The organism is Citrobacter sp. RHB36-C18 (genome assembly GCF_013814485.1).
Classification (GTDB): Bacteria; Pseudomonadota; Gammaproteobacteria; order Enterobacterales; family Enterobacteriaceae; genus Citrobacter; species Citrobacter braakii.
In genome coordinates this window covers 352,866-367,477 of record NZ_CP057125.1, presented here as the reverse complement: position 1 = coordinate 367,477, position 14,612 = coordinate 352,866, and the positions used below count along the sequence as shown (strand labels likewise).

14 protein-coding genes and 1 pseudogene are annotated in these 14,612 nt (G+C 52.9%); 8 read left to right on the top strand and 7 right to left on the bottom strand.

Going from position 1 to position 14,612, the window contains the following annotated elements; translation table 11 throughout:
• Positions 1 to 46 precede the first annotated feature (46 nt).
• Complete coding sequence (locus HVZ52_RS01675; protein ID WP_016154773.1) at positions 47 to 454, bottom strand: OsmC family protein; 408 nt, start codon at positions 452 to 454, stop codon at positions 47 to 49.
• A gap of 308 nt (positions 455 to 762) precedes the next feature.
• Here HVZ52_RS01675 and crp point away from each other — a divergent pair, with 308 nt between their 5' ends.
• Both crp and HVZ52_RS01665 read left to right on the top strand, forming a co-directional pair.
• Positions 763 to 1,395: a cAMP-activated global transcriptional regulator CRP gene (crp, locus tag HVZ52_RS01670; protein WP_000242758.1), complete on the top strand. Its 633-nt coding sequence runs from the start codon at positions 763 to 765 to the stop codon at positions 1,393 to 1,395.
• Between the two features lie 51 nt (positions 1,396 to 1,446).
• Positions 1,447 to 3,534: a YccS/YhfK family putative transporter gene (locus HVZ52_RS01665; protein WP_016154774.1), complete on the top strand. Its 2,088-nt coding sequence runs from the start codon at positions 1,447 to 1,449 to the stop codon at positions 3,532 to 3,534.
• Between the two features lie 42 nt (positions 3,535 to 3,576).
• On the opposite strand, the gene HVZ52_RS01660 is transcribed toward HVZ52_RS01665, so the two are convergent.
• From HVZ52_RS01660 to ppiA, 5 genes are all read right to left on the bottom strand, one after another.
• On the bottom strand, positions 3,577 to 4,794 hold the full coding sequence (locus tag HVZ52_RS01660) for an aspartate aminotransferase family protein (protein ID WP_181598791.1): 1,218 nt from the start codon (positions 4,792 to 4,794) through the stop codon (positions 3,577 to 3,579).
• An 85-nt stretch (positions 4,795 to 4,879) separates the two neighbouring features.
• Positions 4,880 to 5,443 carry an aminodeoxychorismate synthase component 2 gene (gene pabA / locus HVZ52_RS01655; protein ID WP_016154776.1) on the bottom strand — a complete coding sequence of 188 codons (564 nt, stop codon included), beginning with the start codon at positions 5,441 to 5,443 and terminating at the stop codon, positions 4,880 to 4,882.
• A 31-nt stretch (positions 5,444 to 5,474) separates the two neighbouring features.
• Complete coding sequence (locus HVZ52_RS01650; protein ID WP_046275257.1) at positions 5,475 to 6,077, bottom strand: putative adenosine monophosphate-protein transferase Fic; 603 nt, start codon at positions 6,075 to 6,077, stop codon at positions 5,475 to 5,477.
• On the bottom strand, positions 6,067 to 6,234 hold the full coding sequence (locus HVZ52_RS01645) for a YhfG family protein (RefSeq protein WP_016157626.1): 168 nt from the start codon (positions 6,232 to 6,234) through the stop codon (positions 6,067 to 6,069). Before HVZ52_RS01645 ends, HVZ52_RS01650 begins: the two co-directional genes overlap by 11 nt.
• Positions 6,235 to 6,340: 106 nt before the next feature.
• Positions 6,341 to 6,913: a peptidylprolyl isomerase A gene (gene ppiA / locus HVZ52_RS01640; protein WP_019078158.1), complete on the bottom strand. Its 573-nt coding sequence runs from the start codon at positions 6,911 to 6,913 to the stop codon at positions 6,341 to 6,343.
• Between the two features lie 264 nt (positions 6,914 to 7,177).
• Between ppiA and tsgA the strand changes: the two genes are divergently transcribed.
• From tsgA to HVZ52_RS01610, 6 genes are all read left to right on the top strand, one after another.
• Positions 7,178 to 8,359, top strand: a complete 1,182-nt coding sequence (tsgA, locus tag HVZ52_RS01635) for an MFS transporter TsgA (RefSeq protein WP_016154778.1) — start codon at positions 7,178 to 7,180, stop codon at positions 8,357 to 8,359.
• Positions 8,360 to 8,686: 327 nt separating this feature from the next.
• Entirely contained in the window at positions 8,687 to 11,230 is a 2,544-nt protein-coding gene (nirB, locus tag HVZ52_RS01630) for an NADPH-nitrite reductase large subunit (protein WP_016154779.1), read from the top strand.
• A complete protein-coding gene (nirD, locus tag HVZ52_RS01625; protein WP_016154780.1) occupies positions 11,227 to 11,553 on the top strand; it encodes a nitrite reductase small subunit NirD in 327 nt (108 codons plus the stop codon). The genes nirB and nirD overlap by 4 nt, the downstream gene beginning before the upstream one ends.
• Positions 11,554 to 11,692: 139 nt before the next feature.
• Positions 11,693 to 12,502, top strand: coding sequence for a nitrite transporter NirC (gene nirC, locus HVZ52_RS01620; protein WP_181598790.1), 810 nt, complete (start codon positions 11,693 to 11,695; stop codon positions 12,500 to 12,502).
• A gap of 11 nt (positions 12,503 to 12,513) precedes the next feature.
• On the top strand, positions 12,514 to 13,887 hold the full coding sequence (gene cysG, locus HVZ52_RS01615) for a siroheme synthase CysG (protein ID WP_053388951.1): 1,374 nt from the start codon (positions 12,514 to 12,516) through the stop codon (positions 13,885 to 13,887).
• Positions 13,888 to 14,198: 311 nt separating this feature from the next.
• Positions 14,199 to 14,369: a YhfL family protein gene (locus HVZ52_RS01610; RefSeq protein WP_016154783.1), complete on the top strand. Its 171-nt coding sequence runs from the start codon at positions 14,199 to 14,201 to the stop codon at positions 14,367 to 14,369.
• 77 nt (positions 14,370 to 14,446) lie between these two features.
• Here HVZ52_RS01610 and HVZ52_RS22990 read toward each other — a convergent pair.
• Positions 14,447 to 14,524, bottom strand: a pseudogene (locus HVZ52_RS22990) (hypothetical protein); the annotation flags it as partial.
• Between the last annotated feature and the right edge of the window lie 88 nt (positions 14,525 to 14,612).

Genomic DNA, 14,612 nt, shown 5'->3' with positions numbered 1-14,612 from the left:
TTTATATCCTGTAGGCCTGATAAGTGAAACGCCATCAGGCATGACATCACGAAGCAGCAACCACTTCATAGGAGTGGGTAATGTTCACCGCCTTTTCCAGCATCAGCGCCACAGAGCAATATTTTTCCGCAGAGAGATCGACTGCGCGCGAAACGGACGCATCTTTCAGATCGTTACCCGTTACGATGAAATGCAGGTTAATGTGGGTAAACAGGCGCGGCGCTTCATCACGACGCTCTGAGGTCAGTTTCACTTCGCAGTTGGTCACATCCTGACGACCTTTTTGCAGGATCGAAACCACATCAATTGCGCTGCAACCGCCCGCAGCCATTAATACCATTTCCATCGGGCTCGGCGCTTTATCACCGGAATTACCGTCCATCAAAATTTGGTGACCAGAGGCGGACTCACCGAGGAAGGTTAACCCCTCAACCCACTTTACACGCGCTTGCATATTTCGTAACTCCAATGTTTCAATTTTCCTGACAGATTACGCGTACATAACAATTCTCGCAACGGAAGGCGACCTGCGTCATGCTGAAGCGAGACACCAGGAGACACACGGCGAAAGCTATGCTAAAACAGTCAGGATGCTACAGTAATACATTGACGTACTGCATGTATGCAGAGGACATCACATTACAGGCTGCAGTTAATTTTTGACAGCCCCTTTCCCAGGTAGCGGGAAGCATATTTTTGCAAACCCAGAGGCAGCGTCGTTTTCTGGCTCTGGAGACAGCTTATAACAGAGGATAACCGCGCATGGTGCTTGGCAAACCGCAAACAGACCCGACTCTCGAATGGTTCTTGTCTCATTGCCATATTCATAAGTACCCATCGAAGAGCACGCTGATTCACCAGGGTGAAAAAGCGGAAACGTTGTATTACATCGTTAAAGGCTCAGTGGCAGTGCTGATCAAAGATGAAGAAGGGAAAGAAATGATCCTTTCTTATCTGAATCAGGGCGATTTTATTGGTGAATTAGGCCTCTTCGAAGAAGGTCAGGAACGTAGCGCCTGGGTACGTGCCAAAACCGCATGTGAAGTCGCTGAAATTTCATACAAAAAATTTCGCCAATTAATCCAGGTCAACCCGGATATTCTGATGCGCCTGTCTTCACAGATGGCTCGTCGCCTGCAGGTCACGTCTGAAAAAGTCGGCAACCTTGCCTTCCTCGACGTAACGGGTCGTATCGCGCAGACTCTGCTGAATCTGGCGAAACAGCCTGATGCGATGACCCACCCGGACGGCATGCAGATTAAAATCACCCGTCAGGAAATCGGCCAGATCGTTGGCTGCTCCCGTGAGACCGTTGGTCGTATTCTGAAGATGCTGGAAGATCAAAACCTGATCTCCGCACACGGTAAGACCATCGTCGTCTACGGCACCCGTTAACCCCATCGAAGTGGCGCGTTACTCAGTGATGCGCCACTTTTGTTTACACCGATGTGGCGAAGACTGATATACCACCCAGAGATCAACTACGCACTACGGCAGACGCTGGTGCTATGTTTACCTGTGGCTGTTGGTCTGATCATCGGTCAGCTTCATCTGGGGCTCCTCTTCTCCCTGGTCCCTGCCTGTTGCAACATTGCCGGCCTTGATACCCCGCACAAGCGCTTTTTCAAACGTTTAGCTATTGGCGCGTCTTTGTTTGCCGGTTGCAGTCTGATCATGCAGTTGCTGCTGGCACAGGCCATACCGCTGCCGCTTATCCTCACCGGACTGACGCTAATTCTTGGCGTAACCGCCGAGCTCAGCCCTCTGCATGCCCGACTGTTACCGGCCTCACTTATCGCCGCGATTTTCACGCTAAGCCTGGTCGGGAACATGCCCGTCTGGGAACCGTTGCTGATCTATGCGCTGGGCACGTTATGGTACGGCCTGTTCAACTGGTTCTGGTTCTGGATGTGGCGCGAGCAGCCGCTCCGTGAATCGCTCAGCTTGTTGTACCGTGAATTAGCCGATTACTGTGAGGCCAAGTACAGCCTGCTGACCCAGCATGCCGATCCGGAAAAAGCGCTGCCTCCCCTGCTGGTTCGCCAGCAGAAAGCGGTGGATCTGATTACCCAGTGCTACCAGCAAATGCATATGCTGTCGGCGCATCGCAACAACGATTACAAGCGCCTGCTGCGTGCCTTTCAGGAGGCGCTGGATTTGCAGGAGCATATTTCCGTCAGCCTTCACCAGCCGGAAGAGGTGCAAAAGCTGGTCGAACGTAGCCACGCCGAACAGGTGATTCGCTGGAATGCGCGCACCGTCGCCGAACGCCTTCGGGTACTGGCCGATGATATTTTGTATCACCGTTTGCCGACCCGTTTCTCGATGGACAAGCAGATTGGCACGCTGGAGAAAATCGCCAACCAGCATCCGGACAATCCGGTGGGACAATTTTGCTACTGGCACTTCAGCCGTATTGCCCGCGTGCTACGCACCCAGCGACCGCTGTACGCCCGAGATTTAATGGCTGACAAGCAGCGTCGGTTGCCGCTGATCCCGGCCCTGAAAAACTATCTGTCGTTGAAATCGCCGGCGCTGCGTAATGCCGGACGCATCAGTGTCATGCTGAGTATCGCCAGCCTGATGGGCAGCGCTTTGCACCTGCCAAAGCCTTACTGGATTTTGATGACGATCCTGTTCGTCACGCAAAATGGCTACGGAGCAACCCGGGTACGTATTTTACACCGTTCAGCAGGAACGCTCGTTGGACTGGTCATTGCCGGAGTCACCCTGCACTTTCATATTCAGGAAGGTTACACGCTGGCAGGCATGCTGCTGATTACCCTGGGTAGCTATCTGATCATGCGCAAAAACTACGGCTGGGCTACCGTCGGCTTTACGGTCACGGCGGTATACACCCTGCAACTGCTGACGCTGAACGGAGAACAGTTTATCGTGCCGCGGTTTGTCGATACGGTTATTGGCTGCTTAATCGCCTTTGGCGGTACACTCTGGCTGTGGCCGCAGTGGCAGAGCGGCCTGCTGCGTAAGAACGCCCATGATGCGTTAGAAGCCGATCAGGAGGCCATTCGCCTGATCCTCAGCAACGATCCGCAGGCCACGCCGCTGGCGTATCAACGCATGCGGGTCAATCAGGCGCATAACACGTTGTTCAACTCACTGAACCAGGCGATGCAGGAGCCAGGATTCAACTCGCACTACCTGGCGGACATGAAACTGTGGGTCACGCACAGCCAGTTCATCGTCGAGCACATCAACGCGATGACCACACTGGCAAGGGAACACACAATGCTGACGCCGGATTTAGCGCAGCGGTATCTGGAATCCTGTGAAATTGCGCTCCAGCGCTGTCAGCAGCGGCTGGAATATGACGGACCGGGAAGCTCAGGCGATGTGAATATTCTCGAAGCGCCAGAGATGCTGTCCCACGGTCCGTTAAGCACCCTTGAGCAGCATCTGCAACGGATACTGGGGCATCTGAACACCATGCACACCATTTCGTCGGTAGCATGGCGTCAGCGACCGCACCACGGAATCTGGCTGAGCCGCCGTCTGCGGGACATGAAAGGTTAAGATCGACTGCCGGATGTGCTGTGCTTATCCGGCAACAGGTAATCAGGCAACGACTTTCGCTACCGCTTGTGCGAAACGCTGCATCCCTTCATCGATATCCGCCTGCTCAACTACCAGCGACGGCGCGAAACGCATCACGTCCGGTCCGGCGTTGAGTACCATCACCCCTTCGTGCGCGGCGGCATACAGGAAATCGCGCGCCCGGCCTTTAAACTGCGGCTTCAGCTCGGTGCCAATCAGCAGCCCCATCCCGCGAATATCGCTGAAAATGTCGAACTGTTGATCAATTTTGTGCAAATGCTGGACAAACGTCTGACGTTTAGCCTGAATACCTTCCAACACTTCCGGCGTGTTGATGATATCAAACGCTGCCCCCGCAACTGCGCAGGCCAGCGGATTGCCACCGTAAGTGGAACCGTGCGAACCCACATGAAATGCGGAGGCAATCTCTTGGGTGGTCAGCACCGCGCTCACCGGGAAGCCGCCGCCGAGAGCCTTCGCGCTGGTGAGGATATCCGGCGTCACGCCATAGTGCATATAGGCAAACAGATCGCCGGTACGGCCCATCCCGCTCTGCACTTCATCAAATACCAATAGCGCCTGGTGTTGGTCGCAAAGTTCACGCAAACCTTGCAGGAATTCCGGCGTTGCCGCAGTGACGCCACCCTCCCCCTGAATAGGCTCAACCACCACCGCACAGGTGTGATCGTCCATCACCGCTTTAACCGCATGCAGATCGTTAAACGGTACATGGATGATATCCGCTGGTTTTGGTCCAAAGCCGTCAGAGTATTTCGGCTGCCCGCCGACGGATACGGTAAACAGCGAACGACCGTGAAACGCATTATGGAAGGCAATGATTTTGGTTTTGAACGGGCTATGGCGCACGCAGGCATAGTGGCGCGCCAGCTTAAAGGCGGTTTCGTTAGCTTCAGTACCCGAGTTCATGAACAGCACGCGCTCGGCGAAGGTCGCATCAATGATTTTACGGCCCAGGCGCAACGCCGGTTCGTTGGTGAAAACGTTGCTGGTATGCCACAGGGTTTCACCCTGGGTTTTTAACGCCTCCACCAGGGCCGGATGGCAATGCCCTAGTGCAGTAACTGCAATGCCGCCCGCGAAATCAACATACTCTTTGCCCTGTTGATCCCAGACTCGACTCCCTTTTCCTTTTACCGGGATAAACTCAGCCGGTGCATAAATCGGCAGAATCACTTCATCGAATGTCGCGCGCGTAATTGCAGTTTGTTCAGTTGCCATGTCATTGCCACCCTGTTAAGCAGAAATGTTAGTGAAATTATAATCACAAAATATGAATAAAAAATCACTGAATAGCAACCACAAATCACCTGTTGAGGAAATTAGCCAGCAGTTGATGCCCCTGTTCGCTGAGAATACTCTCCGGGTGAAACTGCACACCTTCCATATCCCACTCGCGGTGACGAATGCCCATAATCTCCTGCGTTTCACTCCAGGCCGTCACCTCAAAGCAGTCAGGAAGCGTCGCGGGGGCAACCACCAGAGAGTGGTAGCGCGTCACCGTTAATGGGTTGGCGAGCCCCTGAAAAACACCCTGCCCGTTATGCGTAATTGGCGAGGTTTTACCGTGCATCACTTTAGCTGCCCGAACCACTGTCGCGCCAAAGGCCTGCGCCATAGCCTGATGTCCCAGACAAACACCCAGCAGGGGCGTCTTGCCCGCGAAATGACGAATAACATCCAATGAGATACCAGCGTCATCCGGCGTGCAGGGGCCTGGGGATATTACGATTTTTTGCGGGCTTAGCGCGTCGATTTGCGCCAGCGTCAGTTCGTCGTTGCGCCTGACAAGGACATCAGCGCCCAGTTCGCAGAAGTATTGGTACAGGTTCCAGGTAAAAGAATCATAGTTATCGATAAGCAGGATCATGGCGGCTCCGGTACATAAGAACCGCGCTATTCTACTCAGTTTCCGGGGCTTCGCTTACCACTTTACGAAATATAGCCCTAAGCGCAGACAGGTCCCCCATCGCCCCACTCTGATTAGCCAGGTTCCACTCCTCAACCGGAATGTCATCCCAGCTCAATATATACCCGGCATGAATCGCTAACTGTTCGAAAAAAATTCGCTGCGCCAGACCGCTGCCAATACGAAACGGATGCAGCATGTTGATTTCGCAATAATAGTGAGCAAGACGATCCACAAACTTATCTTCCGGTAACCCCACCAACCAGGACTCGTCTTCCAGGTCCTGCATCAGCGCATTGCCCTCTTTCTCGATATAAGCGAAATGGCAAAAGCGGGTCTCGCCCTGGTAAATATCCACTTCTCGCAGATGTCCCGCCCAGTCAAAAATATCCCGATACAGTTGGCGATGAATGGCGCACAGATGCGGCAAGCCCCGTTTAAGCGGGCCTAATTCGATAGTGGCCGCACGCAGCGCCGTCAGTTCATACGCCGCCTGCGCCAGGCGCTGCGCCTGATGAATCCCCAGACGGTTACGCATGACATTCAGGCCCGGATACAAATAGGGATCGCGTCCATCACCGAATTTATCGCTCATAGTGCCCCCTCAACTCTTCAAGACGCGCCAGGGCGTCTTCCGTGCTCAAAGTCACCCGTGGAATATCTACCCCTTCCAGCCGTCGACTGGCCTGGAAATTGGCATTTCGCCGTTGTTCCCAGAGTCTGGACTTTTGTTTATCGGTGAGTTTTTTCACGTGACCTCCCTGAATGAGCCGACACTTGCCACAAGTATAAGCGGCAATTTCAGGTTACGCAGAGAAGGGAAAGAACGCGGACAGGAACTGCCCGCGTAAAAGACGTTTACGGCAGGACTTTGGCAGACAGGATAACAATCGGTTTTGACGGGACATTCTGGTAAGGACCAACATCATGGGTCTGCACCTGAGAGATCTTATCCGCGACATCCATACCTTTCACAACTTTACCGAAGACCGCGTACCCAAAGTCGCGCTGGCCGTGATCGAGGAACGCATTGTCTGCAATATTGATAAAGAACTGGCTGGTCGCGCTGTCTTTATCTGCTGTACGCGCCATGGCAATCGTGCCGCGGGTATTACGCAGTCCGTTATCAGCTTCATTCTTGATTGGCGGGTTAGGTTTCTTCTGCTGCATCTGCTCGGTAAAACCGCCGCCCTGCACCATGAAGCCAGGGATCACGCGGTGGAACGTGGTGTTGTTATAGAAACCGCTGTTGACATAATCGACAAAGTTTTTCACTGAAACTGGGGCTTTCTGACTGTTCAGCTCCAGCTCAATGTTACCGGCAGAGGTTGTCAGCAGGACATGCGGGTCACCTTTTGCTGCCAGTGCTGCGGGAGAAAGAGCAGAAAGAGCGAGAACAGCTGCAACAGCCGCCAGAGTCGATTTGAGCATGAGAATTCCTTAACAAGAGCAGAAATGAAGCAAGTGAATTGATTCTAAAGAGCCTTCAAGAACAAGGCCATCCCTTTACTTAATTTTACGTACTTGAAACAAATGTAACCTTATAGCCTCAAGATTCAATGCGATCTAGATCACATAAAAAAATGTAACGTAGCAAGTAATTACCAATAAACATTTAAATGCATCACTAAAGCGCCTAAAATCTGCCCGCTCACGGCGCAGTCAATGCGCCTAACACTTCTATACAGGCCAGTCATGACTAACAGCAATCGCATCAAGCTCACATGGATTAGCTTTCTCTCCTACGCCCTGACAGGCGCGTTGGTAATTGTCACCGGGATGGTGATGGGAAACATCGCAGATTACTTCCATTTGCCCGTTTCCAGTATGAGTAACACCTTCACCTTTCTGAATGCCGGCATTCTGATCTCTATTTTTCTGAATGCATGGCTGATGGAAATTGTGCCACTGAAAACCCAGTTGCGCTTTGGCTTTATCCTGATGGTTCTGGCGGTCGCCGGACTGATGCTCAGCCATAGCCTGGCCTTGTTCTCAGCCGCCATGTTTGTACTGGGTCTGGTGAGCGGTATCACCATGTCGATTGGTACGTTCCTGGTGACTCAGATGTACGAAGGTCGCCAGCGCGGTTCCCGCCTGCTGTTTACTGACTCCTTCTTCAGCATGGCCGGCATGATTTTTCCGATGGTGGCAGCATTCCTGTTAGCGCGCAGCATCGAATGGTATTGGGTTTATGCCTGCATCGGCCTGGTATACGTCGCCATTTTCCTGCTGACCTTCGGTTGCGAATTCCCGGCGCTGGGTAAACACGCGCAGCAACCGGACGCGCCTGTGGTAAAAGAAAAATGGGGCATTGGCGTGCTGTTCCTGGCGATCGCCGCGCTGTGCTACATCCTCGGTCAGTTGGGCTTTATCTCCTGGGTGCCGGAATACGCCAAAAGTCTGGGCATGAGCCTGAACGACGCAGGTAAACTGGTCAGTGACTTCTGGATGTCTTACATGGTTGGCATGTGGGCATTTAGCTTTATCCTGCGTTTCTTCGATTTGCAGCGCATCCTGACCGTACTGGCGGGTGTGGCTACCGTCCTGATGTATCTGTTTATCACCGGTACGCCGGAGCATATGCCGTGGTTCATTCTGACGTTGGGCTTCTTCTCCAGCGCGATTTATACCACCATCATTACCCTCGGCTCCCAGCAGACGAAGGTCGCATCACCTAAACTGGTTAACTTCGTTCTGACCTGTGGCACCATCGGTACTATGCTCACCTTCGTGGTCACTGGCCCTATCGTGGCGCACAGCGGTCCGCTGGCGGCATTGCAGACGGCTAACGGCTTGTATGCGGTCGTATTCGTGATGTGCTTTATTCTTGGGTTCGTCACGCGTCATCGCCAGCATAACGCGCCCGCAACGCATTAATCTGAGTGCCGGATGGCGATGCTAACGCATCTTATCCGGCCTACAAGACAAGCTGTTCGTAGGCCGGATAAGGCGCAGACGCCCTCCGGCCTATTCCCGCGCCCTCTTCTTTCTCTGGTGCTGTAGGCCAATTCTTACAAAAACCCCTTAATTTGTACGCTATTTATACAAACACGAAAAGCCTGTTAATTCCGTAACTTATAAAAATGCAGTTAAATCAGCTATATACCTCTTAAGGAGTATATAAAGGCGAATTTGATTTGCATCAATAAGCGGGGTTGCTGAATCGTTAAGGTAGGCAGTAATAGAAAAGAAATCGAGGCAAAAATGAGCAAAGTCAGACTCGCTATTATCGGTAATGGTATGGTCGGCCATCGCTTTATTGAGGATCTTCTTGATAAATCCGACGCTGCCAATTTTGATATTACCGTCTTCTGTGAAGAACCCCGCAAAGCGTACGACCGTGTCCACCTGTCGTCCTACTTCTCCCACCACACCGCCGAAGAACTTTCTCTGGTGCGCGAAGGATTCTACGAGAAGCATGGCGTTAAGGTGTTAGTGGGCGAGCGCGCAATCACCATCAACCGCCAGGAGAAGGTGATCCACTCCAGCGCGGGTCGTACGGTCTATTACGATAAGCTGATCATGGCGACAGGCTCTTATCCGTGGATCCCACCGATTAAAGGTTCGGAAACCCAAGACTGCTTCGTTTACCGCACCATCGAAGACCTCAACGCCATTGAGTCTTGCGCGCGCCGTAGCAAACGTGGTGCCGTCGTCGGCGGTGGCCTGCTGGGTCTGGAAGCCGCCGGTGCGCTGAAAAGCCTCGGCGTTGAAACCCACGTGATTGAATTTGCCCCGATGCTGATGGCCGAACAGCTGGATCACATGGGTGGCGAGCAGTTACGTCGCAAAATTGAAAGCATGGGCGTGCGTGTCCACACCAGCAAAAACACTAAAGAGATCGTCCAGGAAGGCACCGAAGCGCGCAAAACCATGCGTTTTGCCGACGGTAGCGAACTGGAAGTCGATTTCATCGTCTTTTCTACCGGTATTCGCCCACGCGACAAACTGGCCACCCAATGCGGCCTCGACGTTGCGCCGCGCGGTGGTATTGTGATTAACGATACCTGCCAGACTTCTGATCCGGACATTTATGCCATCGGCGAATGCGCCAGCTGGAACAACCGCGTGTATGGTCTGGTCGCTCCAGGCTACAAAATGGCGCAGGTTGCCGTTGACCATATTCTCGAAACCGAAAACGCCTTTGAAGGCGCGGATCTGAGCGCCAAGCTGAAGCTGCTTGGTGTTGACGTCGGCGGGATTGGCGACGCGCATGCGCGCACGCCGGGCGCCCGTAGCTACGTCTATCTCGACGAAAGCAAAGAAGTCTACAAACGCCTCATCGTTAGCGAAGATAACAAAACCCTGCTCGGGGCGGTTTTAGTCGGTGACACCAGCGATTACGGCAACCTGCTGCAGCTGGTACTGAACGCCATCGAACTGCCGGAAAACCCAGACTCACTGATTCTGCCAGCTCACGCGGGCAGCGGTAAGCCGTCTATCGGTGTCGATAAACTGCCGGACAGCGCGCAGATTTGCTCCTGCTTCGACGTCACCAAAGGCATGCTGATCGCCGCTATCAACAAAGGCTGCCACACCGTTGCGGCGCTGAAAGCTGAAACCAAAGCTGGTACCGGCTGCGGCGGGTGTATCCCGTTGGTAACGCAGGTCCTGAACGCAGAACTGGCGAAACAGGGGATCGAAGTTAACAACAACCTGTGTGAACACTTCCCGTACTCGCGTCAGGAACTGTTCCATCTGATCCGTGTAGAAGGAATTAAAACCTTCGAAGAGCTGCTGGCAAAACACGGGAAAGGCTACGGCTGTGAAGTGTGTAAACCAACCGTAGGTTCCCTGCTGGCCTCCTGCTGGAATGAGTACATCCTCAAACCACAGCACACGCCGCTGCAGGACACTAACGACAACTTCCTGGCGAACATCCAGAAAGACGGTACCTACTCCGTGATCCCGCGCTCCGCGGGCGGAGAAATTACTCCTGAAGGCCTGGTGGCCGTGGGCCGTATCGCGCGTGAATTTAACCTGTATACCAAAATCACCGGTTCTCAGCGTATCGGCCTGTTCGGCGCGCAAAAAGATGACCTGCCGGAAATCTGGCGTCAGCTGATTGAAGCGGGCTTTGAAACCGGTCACGCATACGCCAAAGCCCTGCGGATGGCGAAAACCTGCGTAGGCAGTACCTGGTGCCGTTATGGCGTCGGCGATAGCGTCGGATTCGGCGTGGAGCTGGAAAACCGCTACAAGGGCATTCGTACCCCGCACAAAATGAAATTCGGCGTCTCCGGCTGTACCCGTGAATGTGCGGAAGCTCAAGGCAAAGACGTGGGTATCATCGCCACTGAGAAAGGCTGGAACTTGTACGTTTGCGGTAACGGCGGGATGAAACCTCGTCATGCAGACCTGCTGGCAGCGGATATCGACCGCGAAACGCTGCTCAAATACCTTGATCGTTTCATGATGTTCTACATCCGTACCGCTGACAAACTGACCCGAACCGCACCATGGTTAGACAACCTGGAAGGCGGTATCGAATATCTGAAATCGGTCATCATCGACGACAAACTGGGGCTAAACCAGCACCTGGAAGAAGAGATGGCCCGTCTGCGTGAAGCGGTGGTCTGCGAGTGGACAGAGACGGTTAACACCCCATCCGCACAGGTTCGCTTCAAACACTTTATCAACAGCGATCAACGCGATCCGAATGTCCAGGTTGTGCCTGAACGTGAACAACATCGTCCGGCCACGCCCTATGAGCGTATCCCGGTGACTCTGGTGGAGGAAAACGCATGAGCCAGTGGAAAAACATCTGCAAAATCGATGACATTCTGCCTGCAACAGGCGTCTGCGCCCTGTTAGGTAGCGAGCAAGTTGCGATTTTCCGCCCGTATCACAGCGACCAGGTGTTTGCGATCAGCAACATCGACCCGTTCTTCGAGTCCAGCGTGCTTTCTCGTGGGCTGATTGCTGAACATCAGGGCGAATTGTGGGTCGCCAGCCCGCTGAAAAAACAACGCTTTCGCTTAAGCGACGGTCTGTGCATGGAAGACGAACAGTTCTCCGTGAAACATTACGAAGCCCGAGTGAAAGACGGCACGGTGCAACTGCGCGGTTAATAAATTTTTGGGAGGCGCAACGCCTCCCCTTTTTTGACGTATTTGTAGGTCTTTTATTTGTAGGCCTGATAAGCGTAGCGCTATCCGGCCTACGGTTACGATTTCTTTTTATTGTTTGTACTTCAAGGATAATCAACACATGTTCACAGACACTATTAATAAGTGTGCGGCTAACGCTGCGCGCATCGCACGCCTCTCGGCTAATAACCCGCTCGGATTCTGGATCAGTTCGGCAATGGCAGGAGCCTATGTGGGTCTCGGCATCATTCTTATTTTCACCCTCGGTAATCTGCTCGACCCGTCCGTACGTCCTCTGGTAATGGGTGCAACCTTTGGAATTGCCTTAACGCTGGTTATTATCGCCGGTTCTGAACTGTTCACCGGACACACGATGTTCCTGACGCTTGGCGTTAAAGCGGGCACCATCAGTCACGGTCAGATGTGGGCAATCCTGCCAAAAACCTGGCTGGGTAACCTGGTCGGATCCGTGTTTGTCGCTCTGCTTTACAGTTGGGGCGGCGGTAGCCTGCTGCCGGTCGATACCAGCATCGTCCATTCGGTGGCGTTGGCGAAAACGACCGCGCCAGCAACGGTCCTGTTCTTTAAAGGCGCGCTGTGTAACTGGTTGGTTTGTCTGGCAATCTGGATGGCAATTCGTACCGAGGGCGCAGCAAAATCCCTCGCTATCTGGTGGTGTCTACTGGCGTTTATCGCTTCCGGTTACGAGCACTCGGTTGCCAACATGACGCTGTTTGCCCTCTCCTGGTTCGGCCACCACAGCGAAGCCTATACCCTGTCAGGAATTGGTCATAACCTGTTGTGGGTGACACTCGGTAATACTTTGTCCGGTGTCGTATTCATGGGATTGGGTTATTGGTATGCTACGCCAAAATCGGAGCGTCCTGCTCCGGCAAAAATCAACCAGCCAGAGGCTACTGCCAATAATTAAGGGGTAATGTCGTGGATCATTTGCCTATATTTTGTCAACTACGTGACCGCGACTGCTTGATCGTCGGCGGTGGTGATGTCGCAGAACGCAAAGCGCGGTTACTGCTGGAAGCGGGCGCCCGTATAACGGTTAATGCGCTGGCGTTTATTCCGCAGTTCACCGTATGGGCAGATGAAGGCATGCTGACGCTGGTTGAGGGACCGTTCGACGAGTCCCTGCTCGACACCTGCTGGCTGGCTATTGCCGCCACCGATGACGATGCCGTCAACCAAAGCGTCAGCACCGCCGCAGAATCACGTCGTATTTTCTGCAACGTGGTCGATGCGCCAAAAGCAGCCAGTTTTATCATGCCCTCCATTATCGACCGCTCGCCGCTGATGGTGGCGGTCTCCTCCGGCGGTACATCGCCGGTGCTTGCCCGTCTGCTACGTGAAAGACTTGAATCTGTGCTGCCTCAGCATCTGGGCCAGGTCGCGCAATATGCAGGCAAGTTACGCGCCCGAGTGAAAGAACAGTTTGCCAGCATGGGTGAACGTCGCCGCTTCTGGGAAAAATTGTTCGTGAATGACCGCCTGGCGCAGTCGCTGGCGAACAGTGACCAGAAAGCCGTCGAGGAAACCACCGAGCAGTTGCTCAGTGAACCGTTGGACCATCGAGGCGAAGTAGTGCTGGTTGGCGCCGGTCCTGGCGATGCCGGGCTGCTGACGCTGAAAGGTCTACAGCAGATCCAGCAAGCGGATGTCGTGGTTTATGACCGTCTGGTATCCGACGACATCATGAACCTTGTACGCCGCGATGCCGACCGGGTGTTCGTCGGTAAACGCGCGGGCTACCACTGTGTACCGCAGGAAGAAATTAACCAGATCCTGCTGCGTGAAGCGCAACAGGGCAAACGCGTCGTGCGCCTGAAAGGTGGCGACCCGTTCATCTTTGGCCGTGGTGGCGAAGAGCTGGAAACCCTGTGCCATGCCGGTATTCCATTCTCCGTTGTGCCAGGTATTACCGCAGCATCCGGTTGTTCCGCCTATTCCGGCATTCCACTGACCCATCGTGATTACGCCCAGAGTGTACGTCTGGTCACCGGGCACCTGAAAACCGGCGGCGAGCTGGACTGGGAAAACCTGGCGGCAGAGAAACAGACGCTGGTGTTCTACATGGGCCTCAATCAGGCGGCGACTATCCAGGAAAAACTGATCGAATTTGGCATGCAACCCGATATGTCTGTCGCGCTGGTAGAAAACGGTACCTCCGTGAAGCAACGCGTTGTTAACGGGGTGCTTTCGCAACTCGGCGAACTGGCGCAGCAGGTTGAAAGCCCGGCGCTGATTATCGTCGGCCGCGTGGTTGGACTACGCGATAGGCTGAACTGGTTCTCGAACCATTAATTTAACGCTGAAAAATGCCCTGATGTTGGACTGCCCCCATAAAGTTGGACAGTTCATATTCAGGGCATTTATTTATCTTCCGATAGAAATAAATCAAAAACCGATACACGCTATATACTCGCCTCAGTAGCCCGACCGTCAATCATTAATTAAATGTATTTTTAAAACATTTAAATTTATTGAAAGCATATTTTATATAAAACTTGTTATGTCCTAATCCGGACTACTTTAAGTTTATTTTAGTTGATATCTTAACCGCCGAGAAATGGATTTCATCCATTTAAAAATAGATATCTTACAAGGATTTTAACATGCTGAAATTTGCAAAAATCACTATCGTTGCTGGTGTTCTGGCTACGCTGACCGCGTGTACTGGTCATGTCGATAACAAAAAAGATAACTGCACCTACGATTACTTCCTGCATCCGGCAATTTCTATTTCTAAAATTATTGGTGGCTGTGGCCCGGCTGCAGATCTGTAACAGAAGCGATTGCGCAAATACAAAAAAACCGGGAAATCCCCGGTTTTTATATTTATAGGTTAAATGCTCATTCACACGTTACCGCACTTCTCGCCGAGCAAGTAGCGGGCCAGGGTTGTCAGTCCCTCCTCTCTCTTGATAAATATCCGACGCATTTTATATTCTCAGTAAATTGAATATTTATATCTTCATTAAATTGATTGATATAAGGAAATATGCAAACGGCGAGGCGCTTCATATTTT

Bases quoted from the DNA above. Each gene is read 5' to 3' on its own strand.
- nirD (WP_016154780.1), top strand. From the start codon at position 11,227: ATGAGCCAGTGGAAAAACATCTGCAAAATCGATGACATTCTGCCTGCA.
- crp (WP_000242758.1), top strand. From the start codon at position 763: ATGGTGCTTGGCAAACCGCAAACAGACCCGACTCTCGAATGGTTCTTG.
- HVZ52_RS01660 (WP_181598791.1), bottom strand. From the start codon at position 4,794: ATGGCAACTGAACAAACTGCAATTACGCGCGCGACATTCGATGAAGTG.
- HVZ52_RS01665 (WP_016154774.1), top strand. From the start codon at position 1,447: ATGTGGCGAAGACTGATATACCACCCAGAGATCAACTACGCACTACGG.
- tsgA (WP_016154778.1), top strand. From the start codon at position 7,178: ATGACTAACAGCAATCGCATCAAGCTCACATGGATTAGCTTTCTCTCC.
- ppiA (WP_019078158.1), bottom strand. From the start codon at position 6,913: ATGCTCAAATCGACTCTGGCGGCTGTTGCAGCTGTTCTCGCTCTTTCT.
- HVZ52_RS01650 (WP_046275257.1), bottom strand. From the start codon at position 6,077: ATGAGCGATAAATTCGGTGATGGACGCGATCCCTATTTGTATCCGGGC.
- HVZ52_RS01675 (WP_016154773.1), bottom strand. From the start codon at position 454: ATGCAAGCGCGTGTAAAGTGGGTTGAGGGGTTAACCTTCCTCGGTGAG.
- nirB (WP_016154779.1), top strand. From the start codon at position 8,687: ATGAGCAAAGTCAGACTCGCTATTATCGGTAATGGTATGGTCGGCCAT.
- nirC (WP_181598790.1), top strand. From the start codon at position 11,693: ATGTTCACAGACACTATTAATAAGTGTGCGGCTAACGCTGCGCGCATC.
- HVZ52_RS01610 (WP_016154783.1), top strand. From the start codon at position 14,199: ATGCTGAAATTTGCAAAAATCACTATCGTTGCTGGTGTTCTGGCTACG.
- pabA (WP_016154776.1), bottom strand. From the start codon at position 5,443: ATGATCCTGCTTATCGATAACTATGATTCTTTTACCTGGAACCTGTAC.